The organism is Microbulbifer sp. SAOS-129_SWC (genome assembly GCF_039696035.1).
GTDB lineage: Bacteria > Pseudomonadota > Gammaproteobacteria > Pseudomonadales > Cellvibrionaceae > Microbulbifer.
Genome location: NZ_CP155567.1, coordinates 3311219 through 3324826, shown reverse-complemented (window position 1 = coordinate 3324826; position 13608 = coordinate 3311219). Strand labels below are relative to the sequence as shown.

12 protein-coding genes are annotated in these 13608 nt (G+C 64.0%); 4 read left to right on the top strand and 8 right to left on the bottom strand.

Going from position 1 to position 13608, the window contains the following annotated elements; all coding sequences use genetic code 11:
* Window positions 1–141 precede the first annotated feature (141 nt).
* Window positions 142–1323, top strand: a complete 1182-nt coding sequence (locus ABDK11_RS14430; RefSeq protein WP_346837214.1) for a glycoside hydrolase family 18 protein — start codon at window positions 142–144, stop codon at window positions 1321–1323.
* Between the two features lie 105 nt (window positions 1324–1428).
* Here the strand turns inward: ABDK11_RS14430 and holA are convergent, their stop codons facing one another.
* From holA to leuS, 3 genes are all read right to left on the bottom strand, one after another.
* Window positions 1429–2430 carry a DNA polymerase III subunit delta gene (holA, locus tag ABDK11_RS14425; RefSeq protein WP_346837213.1) on the bottom strand — a complete coding sequence of 334 codons (1002 nt, stop codon included), beginning with the start codon at window positions 2428–2430 and terminating at the stop codon, window positions 1429–1431.
* A 14-nt stretch (window positions 2431–2444) separates the two neighbouring features.
* Window positions 2445–2969, bottom strand: a complete 525-nt coding sequence (lptE, locus tag ABDK11_RS14420; RefSeq protein WP_346837212.1) for an LPS assembly lipoprotein LptE — start codon at window positions 2967–2969, stop codon at window positions 2445–2447.
* A gap of 185 nt (window positions 2970–3154) precedes the next feature.
* A complete protein-coding gene (leuS, locus tag ABDK11_RS14415) occupies window positions 3155–5752 on the bottom strand; it encodes a leucine--tRNA ligase (RefSeq protein WP_346837211.1) in 2598 nt (865 codons plus the stop codon).
* A 142-nt stretch (window positions 5753–5894) separates the two neighbouring features.
* On the opposite strand from leuS, the gene ABDK11_RS14410 reads away from it, so the two are divergent.
* The 3 genes from ABDK11_RS14410 (at window position 5895) to ABDK11_RS14400 (ending at window position 7708) form a co-directional block, all read left to right on the top strand.
* Window positions 5895–6344, top strand: coding sequence for a hypothetical protein (locus ABDK11_RS14410; RefSeq protein WP_346837210.1), 450 nt, complete (start codon window positions 5895–5897; stop codon window positions 6342–6344).
* A gap of 16 nt (window positions 6345–6360) precedes the next feature.
* Window positions 6361–7158: a YdcF family protein gene (locus ABDK11_RS14405; RefSeq protein WP_346837209.1), complete on the top strand. Its 798-nt coding sequence runs from the start codon at window positions 6361–6363 to the stop codon at window positions 7156–7158.
* 175 nt (window positions 7159–7333) lie between these two features.
* Entirely contained in the window at window positions 7334–7708 is a 375-nt protein-coding gene (locus tag ABDK11_RS14400; protein WP_346837208.1) for a hypothetical protein, read from the top strand.
* Window positions 7709–7771: 63 nt separating this feature from the next.
* Here the strand turns inward: ABDK11_RS14400 and ABDK11_RS14395 are convergent, their stop codons facing one another.
* The 5 genes from ABDK11_RS14395 to ABDK11_RS14375 all read right to left on the bottom strand — a co-directional run bounded on the left by ABDK11_RS14395 (window position 7772) and on the right by ABDK11_RS14375 (window position 13098).
* A complete protein-coding gene (locus ABDK11_RS14395) occupies window positions 7772–8689 on the bottom strand; it encodes a TIGR01777 family oxidoreductase (RefSeq protein ID WP_346837207.1) in 918 nt (305 codons plus the stop codon).
* Between the two features lie 151 nt (window positions 8690–8840).
* On the bottom strand, window positions 8841–10412 hold the full coding sequence (gene lnt, locus ABDK11_RS14390; RefSeq protein WP_346837206.1) for an apolipoprotein N-acyltransferase: 1572 nt from the start codon (window positions 10410–10412) through the stop codon (window positions 8841–8843).
* A gap of 186 nt (window positions 10413–10598) precedes the next feature.
* Window positions 10599–11492: a transporter associated domain-containing protein gene (locus ABDK11_RS14385; RefSeq protein ID WP_346837205.1), complete on the bottom strand. Its 894-nt coding sequence runs from the start codon at window positions 11490–11492 to the stop codon at window positions 10599–10601.
* A gap of 63 nt (window positions 11493–11555) precedes the next feature.
* Window positions 11556–12026: an rRNA maturation RNase YbeY gene (gene ybeY, locus ABDK11_RS14380; RefSeq protein ID WP_346837204.1), complete on the bottom strand. Its 471-nt coding sequence runs from the start codon at window positions 12024–12026 to the stop codon at window positions 11556–11558.
* 31 nt (window positions 12027–12057) lie between these two features.
* Window positions 12058–13098 carry a PhoH family protein gene (locus tag ABDK11_RS14375; protein ID WP_346837203.1) on the bottom strand — a complete coding sequence of 347 codons (1041 nt, stop codon included), beginning with the start codon at window positions 13096–13098 and terminating at the stop codon, window positions 12058–12060.
* Between the last annotated feature and the right edge of the window lie 510 nt (window positions 13099–13608).

Genomic DNA, 13608 nt, shown 5'->3' with positions numbered 1-13608 from the left:
CCGCAGTCCAAAACCGCGAACGCTGGATTGTTATGGCTTCCCGTTAGTGCGGTTGATTGTTGACAGCGTTGTCATCCGGTTCCCGGTGCCGTTATTATCGGTCCGGACACAACCATTGCCAAAAAATGAGGGGGGAAGGAAATGAGCAAGGGCATTTATTGGCTGGCGGCGCTGTGGATCGGCCTGTCTGCGTGCGCCGTTCAGGCCGCGCAGAGCGGTGCGGCCGCGCGGGATTCGGCGCCGGCGCAGGAGCTGGCAGTGATCGGTTACTACACCGGCGATGGCCGCGATCTGGCCCGCTACGACTTCGACAGGCTGACCCATGTGATCTTCAGCTTCGTACATCTGGACGGCAACCGCGTGGCGTTCGACAGCGCCGAGGCGATCGCCGCCTATCGCCGCCTGGTGGCGCTGAAAAAAAGCCATCCGCGGCTGAAGGTGATGTTTTCGCTCGGCGGTTGGGGCGGTTGCGAGACCTGCTCGCCGGTGTTCGCGAACGCCGAGAATCGCCGCGCGTTTGCGCAGTCGGTGCTGAAAACCCTGCAGCAGTACGGCGGCGATGGTATCGATCTGGACTGGGAGTACCCGTCCATCGCCGGCTATCCGGGTCACGCCTATAGCGCGGCCGACCGCGCACATTTCACCGCACTGGTACGCGAGCTGCGCGCCACCCTGGGTGACGATACCCTGCTGACCTTTGCCGCCGGCGGTTTCGACGAGTATCTGCACAAGGCGGTGGACTGGCGCGCGCTGGCGCCACTGGTCAGCTATATCAACTTGATGTCATACGATCTGGTCAACGGCTTCAGCACCGTCACCGGCCATCACAGCCCGCTGTATTCGACCGCGCGGCAGAAAGATTCCGTCGACAACGGCGTGCGCTTCCTGCTGGGGCGCGGGGTGCCGGCGCGCAAGATTGTGATCGGTGCGGCCTTCTATTCCCGTGTGTGGAAGCAGGTTGCGCCGCAAAGAGACGGCCGCTACGAGCCCGGTGTGCATGTGGCGGGGCTGCCTTACCGCGAAATCCTGCACAGCTACGACGCGGCGCACGGCTACAAACTGCTGTGGGATGATCGGGCCAAAGCGCCGTTCGCCTACAACGCCGACAAGCACCTCTATGCCACGTTTGATAACCGGCGCTCGGTAACACTGAAGACCCGCTACGCCAGAGAGGAGGGGCTGGGTGGGATCATGTTCTGGCAACTACCCGGTGACAGCGACAGCGAGGGGCTGCTGGAAGCGATAGACGCGGAGAAGCGGGCGGGCAAGGCCCGTGCCGGTCATGGCGTCGCAGCGGAAGATGGCGCTCGCGGGGCCGGCTGAAGAGAGTGGGGTGACACCGGCGGACAGGGGCCGGGGAGGCTGCGCCATCGCTGGCGCACCCAGCGGTGAGCTGCGGCGTGAGACCCGGCCCGCCGGGGCCAAAATTCAGACGCTGCGCCTGCCGGACAGGTTCAGCGTCAGCTCCAGCAGACCGACCCAGGGATCCTGGTCCCTGCCACCCTTGATTGCGGCGTCGACGGCGCGGGCGCGCAGCAGCAGGCCCTCCAGCTGGCGCGGGCGCAACCGCGCCAGCGCCGCCTGTACCAGCGGTTGGCGTTTCTGGATGCGCACCAGCCGTGCCAGCGGCTGGCCGTGATCAATTTTCTCGCCGATTTCCAGCAGGCTGCGGATCTCCCGCGCCAGCGCCCACAGTACCACCGGCGCTTCCACGCCCTCGGCGCGCAGGCCGTGCAGGGTTTTGACCGCGCCGTCGGCATCGGCGGCGAGGGCCTTGTCGATCAGCCCGAACACATCGTAGCGCGCCGAGCTGGCGACGGCGTCGCTCATGGTGGCGGCGGTAATCAGGTTGTCGGCGCTCAGCAGTTTGAGTTTTTCGATTTCCTGGCTGGCGGCGAGCAGGTTGCCCTCCACCCGCTCGGCCAGAATCTGGATTGCTTCCGGTTCCGCGTCGAGCCCCGCCGCGCGCAGGCGCTGGTGGATCCAGCGCGGCATTTCCTGCGCGTCCACCGGCCACACCTGGATCAAGGCGCCTTTCTGGTCCAGCGCCTTGACCCATTTGCTGTTCTGCTGCGAGCGATCGAGTTTCGGCAGCACCAGCAACAATACCAGGTCGTCGCCGGCCACGGCGGCGAACTCCTGCAGGGCCTTGCTGCCCTTGTCGCCGGGCTTGCCGTTCGGCAGGCGCACCTCGATCAGTTTCTTTTCCGCGAACAGTGACATGCTGCCGGCGGAGGCGAGCAGCTGCCCCCAGTCGAAATTGTTTTCCGCATGCAGCAGTTCGCGTTCGCTGAATCCCTGCGTGCGCGCGGCGGCGCGGATGCTGTCACAGCATTCCTGCACCAGCAGCGGCTCGTCGCCGGAAACGAGATAGATCGGCAGCAAGCCCTTGTTCAGGTTCTGCGATAGCTGACGGGGGGGAATTCGCATTGCGCTGGGTGGCCTCAGTAACTTCTATCTTCCGCCGGGGCGTCGACGTCGATGCGGCGCAGGCGGTCGATAATGCGGCCAATGAGTTCGCGGCGCATCTCCTCGCGCAGCAGGCGTTCTTCCTCGCCCTTGCTCACCACCTGGTTGTCGTCCCACTCCAGGGTGCGGTAGACGTCGGCCTCGGCATTGTTCAGCAGTACATTGCCACTGCGGTCCTGCACGCTGTAGACGGCGCTGGTGATCAGCTCGTACTCGGAGGCGCGGCCCCGGGCGTCCACAGACACGGTGCGCCTGCGCTCGGTTTCCTTGTGGATGGTCAGCGCGTAGTCCGCCTCCTGGGGCGATTCGGCGATCGGCAGGCCGCCGCTCTGCAACAGGCGGGTCAGGCTCTCGGCGATATCGCTGCGCGGATCCTGGCTGGTGATATACAGCTTGCTGCCCGGCGGAAAGTTTTTCGGCGCGCCGCGCAGGTGCCAGCCGCAGCTGGTTATGGCGGCGAGTAGCAGGATGACGAAAAGTGTTGAGAAAGCTTTTTGCATGATTCGATTCCGTGGACCGGGATTGGGCGCTTGGGTCGGTTTGGGCGGCCCGGCTGCCGGGGGCCGCTTGCTCGACAGCCTGATCGGCAATCGTCTCTCAAGCAGCCCCCGGCAGCCGGGCCTTCCTATCGGGCCCCGGTTTGAGCTCCGGCCCTTGTTATTGGGTAGCCCCGTTATTTGGCGACTTATTTGGCAACGATATTGACCAGCTTGCCCGGCACCACGATCACCTTGCGCACGGTGGCGTCGCCGATAAATTTCTGCACGTTGTCGTCGGCCAGTGCGAGTTTTTCCAGTGCTTCCTTGTCGGCGCCCGCCGGGGCTTCCAGCTTTGCGCGCACCTTGCCGTTGACCTGCACCACCAGGGTGATGCTGGAGCGCACCAGGGCATTTTCATCCACCAGCGGCCAGGGGGCATCCACCAGCGGCGCACTGTTGCCCAGTGCCTGCCACAGCTGGTGGCAGATATGCGGGGTGACCGGCGCCAGCAGCAGCACCGCGGCCTGCAGGGCCTCATGTTCCACCGCCAGACCCGGCGCGCTGTCGCGGTCGGCCAGCTTGCCCACTTCGTTGAGCAGTTCCATCACCGCGGCCACAGCGGTGTTGAAGGTCTGGCGGCGGCCGTAGTCGTCGCCCACTTTCTGGACGGTCTCGTGGGTCTTGCGGCGCAGCTGTTGCTGTTTATCGTCCAGCGCAGCCTGGTCGATATCCGCGGCGGTGCCGCCGGCGGCAACGTGGCCGTGCACGGTTTTCCACAGCTTGCGCAGGAAGCGGCTGGCGCCCTCGACACCGGCGTCGTGCCACTCGAGAGTCTGCTCGGGCGGGGCGGCAAACATGGTAAACAGGCGCACGGTATCGGCACCGTATTGCTCCACGGCCGCGTGGGGGTCAATACCGTTGTTCTTGGACTTGGACATCTTGACCACGCCACCGGTAACCACTTCTTCGCCGGTGGCGCGCTCGACCGCGCGGATCGGCTTGCCCTTATCATCGCGCTCGACATCCACGTCGGCGGGATTGATCCAGGTTTTGTGGCCGTTCGCTTCCTTGTAGAAGGATTCTGCCAGCACCATGCCCTGACACAGCAGCTGCTTGAAGGGTTCGTCGCTGTTGACCAGGCCTTCGTCGCGCATCAGCTTGTGGAAGAAGCGCGCATACAGCAGGTGCAGAATCGCGTGTTCGATACCACCGACGTACTGGTCCACCGGCAGCCAGTAGTTGGCGCGCTCCGGATCCAGCATACCCTGCTCAAAATCGGGGCAGGTGTAGCGGGCGTAGTACCAGCTGGATTCCATGAAGGTGTCGAAGGTGTCGGTTTCGCGCTCCACCGGCTCGCCGTTCAATTCATCTTTGCGCCACTCGGGATCGGCCTTGATCGGCGACTGCACGCCGTCCAGCTCCACGTCTTCCGGCAGCAGTACCGGCAGCTTGTCCGCCGGCACCGGGATCTCGCCGCCATCGGGCAGGTTGAACATCGGAATCGGCGCGCCCCAGTAGCGCTGGCGGGATACGCCCCAGTCGCGCAGGCGGTAATTGGTGGTCACGCGGCCCTTGCCGGCGGACTCCAGCGCGGCGGCGATGGCGTCGAAGGCGGCCTGGAAGTCGAGCCCGTCGAAGCCGCCGGAATTGACCAGTACGCCTTTTTCCGTGAACGCTTCTTTATCCAGATCGATCTCTTCGCCATTGGCCGGAGCTACCACCTGCTCGATCGGCAGGTCGTACTTGCGCGCAAATTCCCAGTCGCGCTGGTCGTGGGCCGGCACCGCCATCACAGCGCCGGAGCCGTAATCCATCAACACGTAGTTGGCGACCCACACCGGCACTTGGTCGCCGGTGATCGGGTGGATGGCCTTGAGCCCGGTGTCCATGCCTTTCTTGTCCATGGTGGCCATATCGGCCTCGGACAGGGACTGTTTCTTGCACTCGGCGATGAACGTCTTCAGTTCCGCGTTGCTCTCGGCCAGCTCCAGTGCGATCGGGTGTTCGGCCGCCAGCGACACATAGGTCACGCCCATCAGGGTGTCGGGGCGGGTGGTGTAGACGTCGAAGTGATCGACACCGGCGACGGTCTTCGGCAGCGCGAACGACAGTTCCACGCCCTTGCTCTTGCCGATCCAGTTGCGCTGCATGGTGCGCACCTGCTCCGGCCAGTGGGGCAGCTTGTCCAGGTCGTTGAGCAGCTCTTCCGCGTAATCGGTGATCTTGATGAACCACTGCGCCAGCTCGCGGCGCTCCACGGTGGTGCCGCAGCGCCAGCAGCAGCCGTCCTCGACCTGCTCGTTGGCCAGCACCGTCGCATCATGCGGGCACCAGTTCACCGCGGAGTTCTTCTTGTATACCAGGCCCTTCTCGTACAGGCGGGTGAAGAACCACTGCTCCCAGCGGTAGTAGGACGGCTGGCAGGTGGCCAGCTCGCGCGACCAGTCGAAGCCGAAGCCGAGCGCCTTCAGCTGGCCTTTCATGTAGTCGATATTGGCGTAGGTCCACTTGGCCGGCGCGGTCTTGTTCTGGATCGCGGCGTTCTCCGCTGGTAGGCCGAAGGCGTCCCAGCCCATCGGGTGCAGCACATTCTTGCCCTGCATACGCTGGTAGCGGGTGATCACATCGGTGATGGTGTAGTTGCGCACATGCCCCATATGCAGCTTGCCGCTGGGATAGGGGAACATGGACAGGCAGTAGAATTTTTCCTTGCTGGCGTCCTCGGTCACTTCAAAGCTGCGCTGTTCTTCCCAGAACTGCTGGGCAGAGGCTTCGATTGCGGAGGGGTTGTACTGCTCTTCCATCGATTGGGGACCTATACTCTGTGATCAAAATTTGCGCGGGAAACCGCTCAAGCTGTTGGCTGGCGTCTACTTGACCGGGATCAAGGACAGCGCCGCGCGCACCGGCTAAGATGCGCAAACGCGGAATTATAGGAGGGATGGCATGACGAAGGAACCGAAGTTGCCGCCGGAAGGCGATCTGGCGCAGGAGATTCGCAGCGATCTGGAGAAGCTGGTGGAGGGAGAGCTGGCGGTAGAGGACCTCACGGCGAACAAAGTGGCTTTCCTGCGCGCCTGGTTAAAAGATGACCTGCATCGCGCCGGCGACTATCTGCGCGGCCTCGGGGGTGAGTTACAGACGCTGGAGGAACGCGCCGGGGACTGGCTGCTGGATGCGGCTGACCCCACCGAGACGGCGTGGCCCAACCTGATGCGCTGCATCCGCGAGGGACGCCCCTGGGCGCTGGCCGGGGAGACCGTCAAGGGCGGTGAGGAGCTGCAGTGTCTCGGCTGTGGCTATCGCGCGCTGCCGCCCGCCGGCAGCCAGATCACCCCCTGCCACCGCTGCGGCTACGGCTGTTTCCGCCAGATCGAAGGCGGCCTGGAAGACTAGGCGGCCGGCACGACACATGGAATGGCACGCGACCCTGACGTCCCTGGTGATGCCGCCGCTGGCACCGCTGCTGGGCCTGCTGCTGGCTTTTGCCCTGTGGTGCTTTCCCGTTCCCACCGCTGTCGCCAGACTGTCACTGCCCGTGGCTATCCTCTCGTTCGCCGCGCTGTGGATCTGTGCGACACCGGCGTTTTCCGCTTGGCTGGGGCAGCAGTTGGGGCGCGCACCGCGGCAGTCGGAGGCGGTGCCGCAGGCGGTGGTGATCCTGGGTGGCGGCCGTTACCGGGATGAGAAAACCGGTAACGAAAGGTTGTCCGCGGCCAGCCTCGAGCGGGTGATCGCGGCGGCGCAACAAGCGCCGGCACAGCTGCCTCTGCTGGTGGCTGGCGGCCGTGTATACCACGGCGAGCAGGCGCCGGAAGCGGATCTGATGGCGGATCTGCTCCAGAAAAATTTTCAGCGAGCGGTCACTTGGCGCGAGAATTGCAGCCGTACCACGGCGGAAAACGCGGTGAATACGGCGGCACTGCTGCACGATTCGGGCGTCGAGAGTGTGATTCTGGTCACCCACTGGTGGCACATGCCGCGCGCCGCAGACCTGTTTGCCCGCGCCGGGCTGCAGGTGCAGCCGCTGCCGGTGGGCAGTGCCAACGAGCTACTGCCGCGGGCGCAGGGCGGCCTGCTGCGCTGGTTGCCGAGTGCCGCGGCGATGCTGCGCACCCAGGTTTACTGGCGCGAATTGCTGGCGCGAGCCTGGTACTACTGGCGGCCACTGCCGCCGGTGCGGAACCAATGTCCGCGCGGCGGCTCATAGAGGCAGTGGATCTGGGAAGGTGTTGGCCGCAGCCGCGATCCCGGTCACGCAACGTTCTTGTTCAGTCCCGCCGAGGGGCCTAAGATGGCGGACGCCCGCGCAGGTGTCCCTCTGCAAACTGTCGATTTGGAGAAGTGACTGTGGGCGAAATAAGAATAAAAGAGGTAATTCCGAGATGACGGGCATCCCTGCATCCCTTTCCCCCATTCAATTACACAACCGGCTCAATCGCCCGGTGCGGATCGGTTTTCGCCGCATTGTGCAGGACGGCCGCGAGTTGGTCTTTCTGTGCGCGGGTACCGATGGCAGCGCGCAGATCAGCAAAAATTTCGAAACCTTTGCCGGGCAGATTGTGCGCGAGTTTCGCCTCAGTCCGGCGGATGTCGATTTTGTGGAGCTGCGCCTGGCGGGCGAAGAGCGTCACTGGTACCGCTGGCATGCCCAGTGGGTGGGCTCGGCGCCGATGGAGTGCCGCGTGGAAGAAGTGACGGGAGAATCCGGTCGCCGTTACCTGGCTGAGGCCTTGAACCGCAGAGTAGAAGCTGCCTAAGTGGCGTGTAGGCGGGTAAACCCGGTGTTTGCCCGTCGCGTCGCGGGCGCTTGCGCCTGAATGTCAGGCCTGCGCCTTCCTGGCGTGGCCGTTTTTATGCAGCAGGTCCGCCAGGGCCAGCTCCAGGGTTGGAAACTGGAAGGTGTAGCCACTGTCCAGCGCGGTGCGCGGCTCCATTTTCTGGCTTGCCAGTAACAGCTCCTCTGCCATATCCCCAAACATCAATTTCAGCAGCCAGGCCGGTGTGCGCAGCAGGGCCGGACGGTGCAGCTGCTTGCCCAGCAGGCGTGCGAAACTGTTGTTGGTGACCGCTTCGGGAGCACAGGCATTGAAGGGCACGCACAGGTGGCGGTCGATGGCGTGCAGCATCAGGCCGACGATATCGTCTTCGTGAATCCAGCTCATCCACTGCTCACCGGAGCTCATCGGGCCGCCGACGCCGAGGCGGAACGCCGGCAGCATCTGTGCCAGGGCGCCGCCGCGGGTGGATAGCACGATGGCGGTGCGCATGGTGCCGACACAGATGCCGGCCTGCTGCAGTGGTAGCGTGGCGGCTTCCCAGTCGCGGCACAGTTGTGCCGCAAAGCCACCGCCAGGGGGGGAATTTTCGCGCAGCAAGTCGCCGCCGCGATCGCCGTAGTAGCCTACTGCGGAGCCGGACAGAAAATAGCGCGGACGCTGCGCCTGGGACAGCGACCAGCGCACCAGCAGATCGGTGATTTGCAGGCGGGAGTTGCGCATCTCGGTGCGGCGGCTTTCGGTCCAGCGGTGGGTGATGGGCTCGCCGGCCAGATTGACGACGACATCGACCTGGCCCTCGACCTCCTGCAGGTCGCGACAGGCGCGCGCGGCCTCGCCGCACAGTTTGTGCACCTTGTCCGGGCGGCGGCTCAGCACCGAGAGGGTATCCCCCCGCGCCAGCCACTGTTGGCAAAACAGTCGACCTATCAGGCCGGTGCCGCCGCTGATCAAACAATGCATAGGTGAGGGCATCCTTGCCGACGATTCATTGATTTCACGAGCATAGCAGTCGGCGCCCGCGGTGACGGATCCGGCGGGCGCTTGTCGCAATATTTCTGCAGTTTACGCCGAGTGCGGCAGAAATTGGCGCCGGGGCGGGCGATCGCGCGAATTAGTCGGAAATTTCCCCCGCCAGCGGCGCAGTGGCGCGCGGTATCCGCTGGCGGCGCAGCAGTGTGGCTGCCGCCAGCATCGGCAGTGCCAGCGCGAACACGGCCCAGATTCCGGCCAGCATAAACGGGGTGTTGCCGACCATGGCGGTGACCTTGCCGACCAGGGTGGCGCGCTCGAATTGCGGCAGCTCCTCAAGGATGTGACCGCGGGGATCGACGATCGCGGTGACGCCGGTATTGGTACCGCGCACAAGATAGCGGCCGGTTTCGAGCGCGCGCATCTGCGCCATCTGCATATGCTGCAGCGGGCCGATGGAGTCGCCGAACCAGGCGTCGTTACTGATGGTCAGCAGCACCTGGGCCGACAGCGCGCTGCCGGCCACCAGGCGCGGATAGACAATTTCGTAGCAGATCAGCGGGGCCCAGCTGACGCCGCCGGCGTGCAGTGGTTGCTGGTCCTCGGGGCCCGGGCGGATAAATGACGTGGGCAGGTCGAAAAACTCGATGGTGCCGCGGATCCACTGTTCCAGCGGCACATATTCCCCAAACGGCACCAGGTGGCGTTTGTGGTAGACGTGCGGGCTGCGTCCGAACACGGCGGCGGAGTTGTGAATGACGAGGCGGCCGGGATGGCCGGCTTGCGGCGGACTGTCGTAGAGCAGGCCACTGATCAGGTCGATACCGGTCTGCTCGGCGTTGCGCTGCAGTGCCTGCATCAGGTTGGGGGCGCGGTGGTACAGCAGCGGCAGTGCCGCCTCCGGCCAGATGATGACATCCACGCCCCTGTCGCTCAGCTCGCGGGTGGCGCGCTGGTAGCGGGAGATGGTCTCGCCGCGGAACGCCGGCAGCCACTTCTTCTCCTGGGGAATATTGGCCTGCACCAGACCCACCTCGATGGCTTTGCCCTCCGCTTGGGTCCAGTGGATCTGCTGCAGCAGCAGGCCGGTGGGCCAGGGCAGTATTGCGGCGGTGAGCAGGGCGATATGCGCCGGTTGCCCGAGCGGCCGCAGGCGGCCGCCCGCGAGGAGTGCGAGAACGGCGCCGGTTAGTGCCAGTAACAGGCCGATACCGTAGACGCTCAGCACCGGTGCCCAGCCGGCGAGCCAGGTGTGGATATGGCCGTAGCCGGCAAACAGCCACGGGAAGCCGGTAAAGATCCAGCTGCGCAGCCATTCGCTGATAAACCACAGGGCGGGAAAGGCGAGCGCGAAGCTGATGCTGTGATCGGTAAAGCGGCCGAGGAAGTAAAACGGTAGCGCCAGTAGCAGCGCCATGATGGCCACAAACGCACCGGTCAGCAGCAGGCCGAGGAGCACCGAGGAGCCGCCAAAGTGGGTGATGGAGATATACACCCAGGAGCCGCCGCTGGCGAACAGGCCAAAGCCGTAACAGAACGCCAGCCACAGGGCGCTGCGGCCGGGCAGCGGGCGCCGGTTGGCGGCGCGCAGCAACAGCCAGGCAAACAGGCTCAGCGACAGCAGCCCACAGGGCCATAGATCGTACGGGGCGAAGGAGAGAGTCAGCAATCCGCCGGCGGCGGCGCTGGCGAGGGAAAACAAAAGTCTGCGCATTTACTGGTTTCGTCTAAATCTTTGTCTTTGCAGCAACCTGTTGCCGCTCGGCAGGCCGGATTCGTGAACCTGTTCCGGGGCGACCCTGACGCCGCTGGCCGCTTGTTCAACAGCCTCGCCGGCAATCGTTTCACAACCGGCCAGCGGCATCAGGGCCTGCGCATCACGTTGCTCAATTCTACGCCCCTAGCTATCTTCCTGCGCCGCTTTCTCCAGCCGGCTGACCCGCAGCAGGTGAATCTGGCGGTTATCGGCGTAGAGAACGCGGAACATGAAGCGGCCCAGGTGGGTGACTTCGTCGCGCCCGGGCAGGTGGCCGAAAGACTGCATGATCAGTCCGCCGACGGTGTCGAACTCCTCTTCGCTGAGCTCGCACTCGAAATATTCGTTGAAGTCTTCGATCGGGGTCAGCGCCTTGACGATAAAGTCGTTGTCGCCGACCTTGCGGATGAAGCTGTCGCCTTCTTCCTCGTCGGTCTCGTCCTCGATCTCGCCGACGATCTCCTCGAGGATATCCTCGATGGTGACGACTCCGGAGACGCCGCCGTACTCGTCGATCACCACCGCCATGTGGTAGCGGTTCTCGCGGAACTCCCGCAGCAGGATGTTCAGGCGCTTGCTCTCGGGGATGATATTGGCGGGGCGGATGATGTCTTCCAGGCGGAAGTTTTCCACACCCTTGAGCACCAGCGAGAGTAGGTCCTTGGCCAGCAGGATACCGCGGATGTCGTCGATGCTTTCACCGATCACCGGAAAGCGGGAGTGGCCGGACTCGATGATCTTGGGCAGGAATTCCTCGGGCTTGTCCTGCAGGCTCACCACGACCATCTGTGAGCGCGGAATCATGATCTCGCGCACCTGCTGGCTGGAGACGTCCAGCGCACCCTCGATAATGGACAGCGCTTCGGCGTCAACCAGCTGGTTTTCCGCCGCGTCCTTGATGATATCCAGCAGCTCGTCGCGGGATTTCGGCTCGGTGGAAAAGGCACTAAACAGCCTCTCCAGCCAGTTCTTCTCTCCCGATCGGGGCTTGCTGGAGTGACTACTTGGTGGTTCGTCTGTGGTCATGGATGTGGCCATGCTCCGCTGTTCTCTCGTCTTTACTGTAGTGGGTGTCCACCGCCGCTCAACAGGGCTGGCGGGTCATTCGCGGGTCTCGGCGGGTCGGTACGGATCTTCGATCCCGAGGCCGGCGAGCAATTCCGTTTCCAGGCGCTCCATGACTTCCGCTTCCGCGTCTTCGACATGGTCGTACCCGAGAAGATGCAGTGTGCCATGGACCACCATATGTGCCCAGTGTGCATCGATGGCTTTGCGCTGTTGGTCCGCTTCCCGGGCAACAACGGCCGCACAGATTACAAGATCTCCCAGCAGGGGCAAATCCAGGTCCTTGGGAAGGTCGGCGGGGAAGGACAGCACGTTTGTGGGTTTGTCTTTGCCGCGGTAGCGGTGGTTGAGTTCGCGGCTCTCGGCCTCGTCGACAATGCGCACACTGAGTTCGGCGGTGTCGCGGCGGCCGCGCAGGGCAGCGCCGGCCCAGGTGCCGATCTGTTCGTCAGAGGGCTGGCCGGGGCAGTCGCTGGCGCGCTGCACGTCGAGGGTCAATTCGCTCATCGGGGGACTTCCGGGTGCGGGGAGCGCGGCCTCAGGCCGCGTCCTCGCCCCGCTTGGCCGCCAGGGCTTCGCGCTCGGCCTCGCGCTGCGCCTCATGGGCGTCGTACGCCTCGACAATGCGCTGCACCAGCGGGTGGCGCACCACGTCCTTGGCGCCGAAGTGGGTGAAGCTGATGCCATTCACGTTACCCAGTACCTCGATGGCGTGGCGCAGGCCGGAGGCCTGGCCGCGCGGCAGGTCGATCTGGCTGGGGTCACCGGTAATCACGGCAGTGGAGCCGAAACCGATCCGGGTCAGGAACATCTTCATCTGCTCGCGGGTGGTGTTCTGGCTCTCGTCGAGGATTACGAAGGCGTTGTTCAGGGTGCGGCCGCGCATATAGGCGAGCGGCGCCACCTCGATCACATTGCGCTCGATCAGTTTGCCGACGGTCTCGAAACCGAGCATTTCAAAGAGGGCGTCGTACAGCGGGCGCAGGTAGGGGTCGACTTTCTGGCTCAGGTCGCCGGGCAGGAAGCCCAGCTTCTCGCCGGCTTCTACCGCCGGGCGCACCAGCAGGATGCGTTCCACCTCGTCCTTCAGCAGCGCCTCCACGGCGCAGGCCACCGCCAGGTAGGTCTTGCCGGTACCGGCGGGGCCGATACCGAAGTTGATGTCGTTGGTCTGCACCGCGTGCACATATTTGCGCTGGTTCAGGCCGCGCGGACGCACCGAGCATTTCTTGGTGCGGATCAGGACTACCTGGTCACCCTCGGTGTTGCCGCCACCCTGTCCCTGTCCGGCCATCAGTTCCTCAACCCCGGACTGCTGCAGGGCCAGGTGAATCTCGTCCGGCGTCAGGTGATCGCTGCTGTCGGTTTCCTTATACAGGAAACTCAGCACTTCACCGGCGGCGCGGGCGGATTTGGGTTCACCGTAAAAGGCAAACTGATTGCCGCGATTGCGGATCTCGATATCCAATCGCTGTTCAATCTGGCGCAGGTGTTGATCGAATTGGCCACAGAGGTTGGCCAGGCGGCGGGCGTCGTTGGGCTCCAGGGTGATACTGTGAGCGAGAGTTTGTGTTTCCAAATTGGTTTCCGGCACCTTTAGCTGAGACTTTCATTGCTAGGGTATACCCATTTTCCCAGTAGGGGAAAGGGGTGGGTGTGACGAATGGGTTCTAACCTTATAAACCTTTTATAACAGGTTGGTATTACAACTGTGTGGCGTTTGGGGACTCTTGTGGTCCTGCCTGGGTATTTTCAAAGTGCTGCGTAAGCCCGTTCGGAGCGGTCCTGCTACCGGTATTCGTTTGCGGGACACGCTACAAGCACGTCCCTGTGCGCTCGGACGCGGCCATCCATGGCCGCGTACGGTCCCGCAAACGAATCCCGGCAGCAAGACCTTCAGGCCAAGTTCCGAGCTCTGTTCTTGGGCGAATCCGCAGTTGGAAAAGAATACCGGGGCAGGATTTTGAGGCGCTGGTACCGGGGGCCCTTTACGGGACTGTCGGCCGGAGGGATCCGGACGGCAAGCCTACAGGGATGTATTCACGGCGTGTCCCGTGAAGGGCCCCCGGTAGCAGTGCCGCCCAAGGTC